This window comes from Cyanobium sp. L1E-Cus (assembly GCF_024345755.1).
Taxonomy (GTDB): Bacteria; Cyanobacteriota; Cyanobacteriia; order PCC-6307; family Cyanobiaceae; genus Cyanobium_A; species Cyanobium_A usitatum.
The window spans coordinates 1-5,140 of record NZ_JAGQBS010000033.1; the positions used below are offsets into that span (position 1 = coordinate 1).

A 5,140-nucleotide genomic window follows, 5' to 3' on the forward strand; every position below is an offset into this window, starting at 1 on the left:
CGTCGCGACAGCCATGGTCACGATCAAGGTCCCAACTGCAATCTCAGGAATCAGCAGAGCTCAAAACAAACGCTTCTACCGGTCAACCAGATTGACGCCACACATCAACCTGATTGACACGGGACAAGTGATCACACGCCGCGGTGAGGAGGAAACAACCTTTCTTCTGCGCAGCCCTGCCAACGCCCAGCGCCTGCTCCGCTCTATCGCCTGCCTAAACAGCGGTGGCGGAGAAGAACACGACCTACTGCCGTGCAACTGATTTTCTCCCCAGAGGCCTGGGAGGACTAAATCCACCCTGCGTCATGCTTTAACCGGCTATTGGTATCGGCGCATCGACGCTGAAAATCGCATCGTCTACTGCATCAGCTGTCGCCAGCGTGGTCTGTCTGGTTTTGTACGGTGTTTTCCCCAATAGCCACCGGCAAGCGGGAGCTCAGCCGCCCCCCATCGGCCCAGGCCTGCGCCAATTCCAGCTGCAGCACCCCCGCGCCAGCGGGCTGGGCCCGGAAGCCATTGCTGGCCGCAAGCGCATCGAGCACCACCCGGTTTTGGGCTGCGCCGCTGCCCAGCTCGCCATGCAGTCCGTAGGCCGGTCCGCAGCGCATCAGCACCTTGCCCCGCCAGATCGGTTCAGCCGGCTTACCCAATGAATAGGTGATCGGGCCAGAGGCAGTATCGAGATGCAGCACCACGCTGCGGCCCGCCAGGTTGCAGGCCGGCGCCAGCCCGGCGGGATCGGCCAAGCCCCGCGCCTGGAGCAAATCACCGCGCACCAGCTCCAGGGTGCGCTGGGCCACAGCCCGCTCCCGCAGCAGCCGGCCAAAGCGCTGGCTCGTGGCCCCCTCCGCCACCAGCGCCTGCAGGATCACGCCACTGAGGCCGCAACCAATCGCCAGGGCCAGCAGCAACTCCACCAGCGAAAACCCTTGCTCCCCTTTCACAACGCCTCCTCGGCCCGGCAGGCGCTGCTGCTGGGCGAATCGCCCTGCCCGCCCTCGTAGCGGCCCAGCCGCACCACCCCTAGCGGCAGCGACATCACCAAACAACGGCGCAGCTCCGTGCCCGCTGCGCTGATCACCACCGTGCCGCCATCCAGCACCAAACCGTTGCTGCTGAAACGCAAGGCCCCAGGCAAGTTGGAGCCAATAGCCACCCCGGTGGCCTCATGGGGCTGCAGCTCAACATCAGCCACGCCGCAGCCGGGCAGGCTGCCACCACTGGGCTGGCGCCAACCGCTGGGGCCCAGCTCGAGGGCGCAGGGCTGGCCCAGGCTCTGGGCTTGGCGGCGCGCCTGCTCTAAGCCCCAACCCAGTCTCCGGCTGGTGGTTTCCACCCGCATCCGCGCCAGGCTGCGCTGGCCGCCGTCTATGGCCAGGCTGGCCAGCAAGCCCAGCACACTCACCGTCACCAGCAGCTCAGGCAGGCTGAAGCCAGAGTCAGGTCGTTGCATCGCCCTGCTCCGGGGGTTGGGCACCGCACAGCCCATAGGCCGCCGGGCTGAGCCAGCGCTGGCGCTCCAGGCCATTGGCGTCGCTAACCGACACCCGCACCAGTGCCCCGGGTTCGGCGCTCACCTGGTGCACGAGGCCCTCGCCACTGGGCATGCTTTGCAAATGGGCCGCAAGCCAGCTGCTGGCAGCCGTGCAATCAGCGGCAATCGCTGTGCCGGCCAGGGCCGTGAGCTGGGCCTGGCTAGCCAGGAGCGCTGCCTCCAGCTTGGCCGCCTGCTGCTGCTGCGCTTCCGCCTGGCGCGCCCAGCTGGCGCTACTCGACCACAACTGCAAGGAGCAACTCGACGAGGTCACAAACATCGCCGAAGCCACCATCGCTTCCACCAAGTTCATGGCGCCACCCCATTGCTGGTGCGACCACGCAAACCCAGCTCCCGCACTGCCAGCAGCTGCTGGCTGCCGGGGCCTTCAGGGGTAAGGGTGCGGGACAGCTCCAGGCCATAGGTCGCCCGCAGGGCACGGGGCTGCTCCGCCGTGGGCTGCAGCTCCAAGGTGGCGGCAGCTCGGCCCCGCTGCAGACCACCGGCCGCAAGGAAGGCATCCCAATGGGGGCCGTCGAAAGCCACCAAGCGGTAAGCCACCGGGCCCACCTGGCCGGTTTGGCCCACGACGGGGTTAGCTGGAGACGCCAGCAGGTGTTGGGCCGCCGACATCAACCGATCTTCCGCCTGCCGCAACCGCTGGCCGGCCTGCACCTGGCTGCGGGCCTGCAGCGCCGCCGCCTGGAGCGAAACGCTACTGAGCACAAGTAGCAGCGAGGCTGTGGCAGAGAGGGGCAGCAGAAAACCAGCCGCCATGGGAGGAGGGATAGCTAAGGAACGGGGAAACCGGGCCATGGGGCACCTGGCGCACAACGACCCGATCAGTGTTCCCACGGGCAGCAAAATCCTTGAAATTGCTATTGGCTCTGCTGCTGCTCACGGCAGTTGTTCTGGTAGCGCTGTTGCTGATGCGCGCCAAAGTGATGCTGGAGCAGCGGCGCCATTTCATTGAGCCGCTTTGCGGTGCTGTTTATTGCAATCGATAAGTTCAAAGCGATCGCCGTTAGCTACAGCGCAGCCATTGGTGCTGGCACCTAGGGCTGTCTACGCACAGGCACTGTCGAAGACTTCCACAAAACCGGATCCTCATGGAGATCGTGGCTATCGGCCTTTCTGTCCGCACTCTCAAGGAGTTTGTACAGCTGTACAAACTCCTTGAGCAGTTCGAAAACAATCCCGACCGGATCCTGTCGCTGGTTGAGGGGCTTCCTGCTGACGCCGCCGGTTACACATTTCAGCACCAGCACTTAAAGAGCGCGAATATCGACTCGACACTCGATGATGTGATCGCCCCTATCTTGGTGAAACGCTTTCCAAGCCGATCTATCCCGGAGGCATGCGCCATGGGCAGCATCACCTCCCAGATCGAAGCCCTACCCCTAGCCCGACTCGAAGCCTTGGCAGAAGCCCTGCTCGATTTTCAGGGACAACACGAACTTGTCGAATGTTCGCTGCACTCTCCTGAATTACGTATAACCTGTACAGATTTCAGGAGACAAATTTTTTAAGACCCATCACCCCTCGAAATCACCCCAATTACCAGCAACTTACTGGTTCAACTTGAGCACGGCCATGAAGGCTTCTTGGGGCACGTCGACTTTGCCCATTGCCTTCATGCGCTTTTTGCCCTTAGCTTGCTTTTGCAGCAGCTTTTTCTTGCGGGAGATGTCACCGCCATAGCATTTGGCAAGCACATCTTTACGCATGGCGCTGATGCTTTCGGAGGCAATGATGCGGCTACCGATTGATGCTTGGATTGGAATCTTGAACTGCTGGCGGGGGATCAGCTCCTTGAGTTTCTCCACCAAACCCTTGCCTACGTTGTAGGCCTTATCGCGGTGCACGATGGTGGTGAGGGGATCGGCCTTTTCAGCATTGATCAATACATCAAGACGCACCAACTCATTTTTGCGGTAGCCGATTAGGCTGTATTCCATTGAGGCGTAGCCCTTGGTGCGCGACTTCATCTGGTCAAAGAAGTCTGTAACCACCTCCGCCAGCGGCATCTCGTAGTGGAGGGTTACCCGATCGGTGGTGATGTATTTCATGTCGATGAATTCACCGCGCCGCTCTTGGCACAGCTCCATCAAGGCGCCGTTGTAGATATTCGGGGTATAGATTTCGAGCTTCACATAGGGCTCTTCTATGGATTCACGCTTTTGCGGGTCTGGCAGAGTGGCTGGATTGTCCACCATCATGACGGTGTTATCAAGCATGTTCACCTGATAAATTACCGAAGGCGCAGTAACGATCAGATCAAGGTTGTATTCCCGCTCCAGCCGCTCCTGAACGATCTCCATGTGCAGCAAGCCAAGGAAGCCACAACGGAAACCAAAACCCATGGCGCTGCTGGTTTCGGGCTCATATTTGAGCGCTGCGTCAGAGAGCTGCAGCTTGTCTAGGGCTTCGCGCAGATCAGGGTATTGGTCAGCGTCGGTGGGGAAAAGGCCGCAGAACACCATGGGCTTGGCCTCGGTGTAACCGGGCAGCGGCTCAGCGGCAGGATTGGATGCCAGCGTGATGGTGTCTCCAACGCGGGCATCGGCCACGGCCTTGATCGAAGCGGCCATGTAACCCACCTCGCCGGCATGAAGTGAATCCACCTGGCGCTGATCGGGCGCCATCACGCCCACCTCATCCAGTTCCACCACCTTGCCGCTGGCCATCAGCAGCACCTTGTCGCGCTTGCTGATCGAGCCGGAGATCACGCGGAAATACACGATCACGCCCCGGTAGGCGTCGTAGTAGGAGTCGAATATCAGGGCCCGCAGCGGCTCAGCCACTTTGTCGGCGGGAGCCGGCACCCGATCCACCACTGCCTGGAGGATTGCAGGCACTCCGAGCCCCGTTTTGGCCGAGCAATGGATGGCATTGGAGCAGTCGAGCCCGATGATTGCCTCAATTTCTTCAGCGATGCGGTCTGCATCAGCACCAGGCAGATCGATCTTGTTGAGAACAGGAATGATCTCAAGATTGTTTTCAAGGGCCAGGTAGACATTGGCCAGGGTTTGAGCTTCCACCCCCTGGCTGGCATCTACTACCAGCAGAGCGCCTTCACAAGCCTGCAATGAACGGCTTACTTCATAGGAGAAGTCGACGTGACCAGGGGTATCAATCAGGTTGAGGATGTAGACCTCGCCATCGGCCGCGGTGTATTCCATGCGGGCTGGCTGGAGCTTGATGGTGATGCCGCGTTCGCGCTCCAGCTCCATGTTGTCGAGAAACTGCGCCTGCATGTCGCGAGCCGCAACGGTACCGGTGTCCTGCAGGAGCCGGTCGGCCAGGGTGGATTTCCCGTGGTCGATGTGGGCAATGATGCAGAAATTACGGATCCGCTGAACGGGAACGTCGGTCATCGCGCCGGCGGAGGCTTCATGGGTGCTGCTGCCAGCCTAGGAGACGGCAGCCTGGTTCGAAACGGCCAGCCGGCCTACCAATCGAGGGATCGCCTCCATCTGCTAGGGAAGCTCTGGTCAACGAGGGTTTCACGCTGGCAGCACAGAGCAATTTTGCAGATAGGTGGATTTCTGGGTGATCCAGCTCTAATTTACCTTCTTCTTACTCTTTGAGAGTAGCTTTGAGCCT

The 5,140-nt window shown here is 60.9% G+C and carries 8 protein-coding genes and 1 pseudogene; 4 read left to right on the top strand and 5 right to left on the bottom strand.

All coding sequences use genetic code 11. The annotated features are described in order from the left end of the window. Positions 1 to 262 (top strand): annotated as a pseudogene (locus tag KBZ22_RS14215) (hypothetical protein); the annotation flags it as partial. Between the two features lie 36 nt (positions 263 to 298). After that, a complete protein-coding gene (locus KBZ22_RS14485) occupies positions 299 to 418 on the top strand; it encodes a hypothetical protein (protein ID WP_396112198.1) in 120 nt (39 codons plus the stop codon). Here the strand turns inward: KBZ22_RS14485 and KBZ22_RS14220 are convergent. From KBZ22_RS14220 to KBZ22_RS14235, 4 genes are read right to left on the bottom strand one after another with little or no spacing between them, the layout of a single operon-like run. Then, positions 366 to 944, bottom strand: coding sequence for a prepilin-type N-terminal cleavage/methylation domain-containing protein (locus KBZ22_RS14220; protein ID WP_255022476.1), 579 nt, complete (start codon positions 942 to 944; stop codon positions 366 to 368). The genes KBZ22_RS14485 and KBZ22_RS14220 overlap by 53 nt on opposite strands. After that, complete coding sequence (locus tag KBZ22_RS14225; protein WP_255022477.1) at positions 941 to 1,453, bottom strand: GspH/FimT family pseudopilin; 513 nt, start codon at positions 1,451 to 1,453, stop codon at positions 941 to 943. Before KBZ22_RS14225 ends, KBZ22_RS14220 begins: the two co-directional genes overlap by 4 nt. Further along, complete coding sequence (locus tag KBZ22_RS14230) at positions 1,440 to 1,847, bottom strand: hypothetical protein (protein ID WP_255022478.1); 408 nt, start codon at positions 1,845 to 1,847, stop codon at positions 1,440 to 1,442. The genes KBZ22_RS14225 and KBZ22_RS14230 overlap by 14 nt, the downstream gene beginning before the upstream one ends. Then, positions 1,844 to 2,350 carry a hypothetical protein gene (locus KBZ22_RS14235; protein ID WP_255022479.1) on the bottom strand — a complete coding sequence of 169 codons (507 nt, stop codon included), beginning with the start codon at positions 2,348 to 2,350 and terminating at the stop codon, positions 1,844 to 1,846. Before KBZ22_RS14235 ends, KBZ22_RS14230 begins: the two co-directional genes overlap by 4 nt. A 53-nt stretch (positions 2,351 to 2,403) precedes the next feature. Here KBZ22_RS14235 and KBZ22_RS14240 point away from each other — a divergent pair, with 53 nt between their 5' ends. Both KBZ22_RS14240 and KBZ22_RS14245 read left to right on the top strand, forming a co-directional pair. Beyond that, complete coding sequence (locus tag KBZ22_RS14240; protein WP_255022480.1) at positions 2,404 to 2,541, top strand: hypothetical protein; 138 nt, start codon at positions 2,404 to 2,406, stop codon at positions 2,539 to 2,541. A 102-nt stretch (positions 2,542 to 2,643) separates the two neighbouring features. Then, entirely contained in the window at positions 2,644 to 3,063 is a 420-nt protein-coding gene (locus tag KBZ22_RS14245) for a DUF4351 domain-containing protein (RefSeq protein WP_255022481.1), read from the top strand. Between the two features lie 39 nt (positions 3,064 to 3,102). On the opposite strand, the gene lepA is transcribed toward KBZ22_RS14245, so the two are convergent. Continuing rightward, entirely contained in the window at positions 3,103 to 4,911 is a 1,809-nt protein-coding gene (gene lepA / locus KBZ22_RS14250) for a translation elongation factor 4 (protein ID WP_106502140.1), read from the bottom strand. Positions 4,912 to 5,140: the final 229 nt, after the last annotated feature.

Excerpts from the sequence above, each read along its gene's own strand:
- KBZ22_RS14225 (WP_255022477.1), bottom strand. The coding sequence starts at position 1,453 with ATGCAACGACCTGACTCTGGCTTCAGCCTGCCTGAGCTGCTGGTGACG.
- KBZ22_RS14230 (WP_255022478.1), bottom strand. The coding sequence starts at position 1,847 with ATGAACTTGGTGGAAGCGATGGTGGCTTCGGCGATGTTTGTGACCTCG.
- KBZ22_RS14235 (WP_255022479.1), bottom strand. The coding sequence starts at position 2,350 with ATGGCCCGGTTTCCCCGTTCCTTAGCTATCCCTCCTCCCATGGCGGCT.
- KBZ22_RS14245 (WP_255022481.1), top strand. The coding sequence starts at position 2,644 with ATGGAGATCGTGGCTATCGGCCTTTCTGTCCGCACTCTCAAGGAGTTT.
- lepA (WP_106502140.1), bottom strand. The coding sequence starts at position 4,911 with ATGACCGACGTTCCCGTTCAGCGGATCCGTAATTTCTGCATCATTGCC.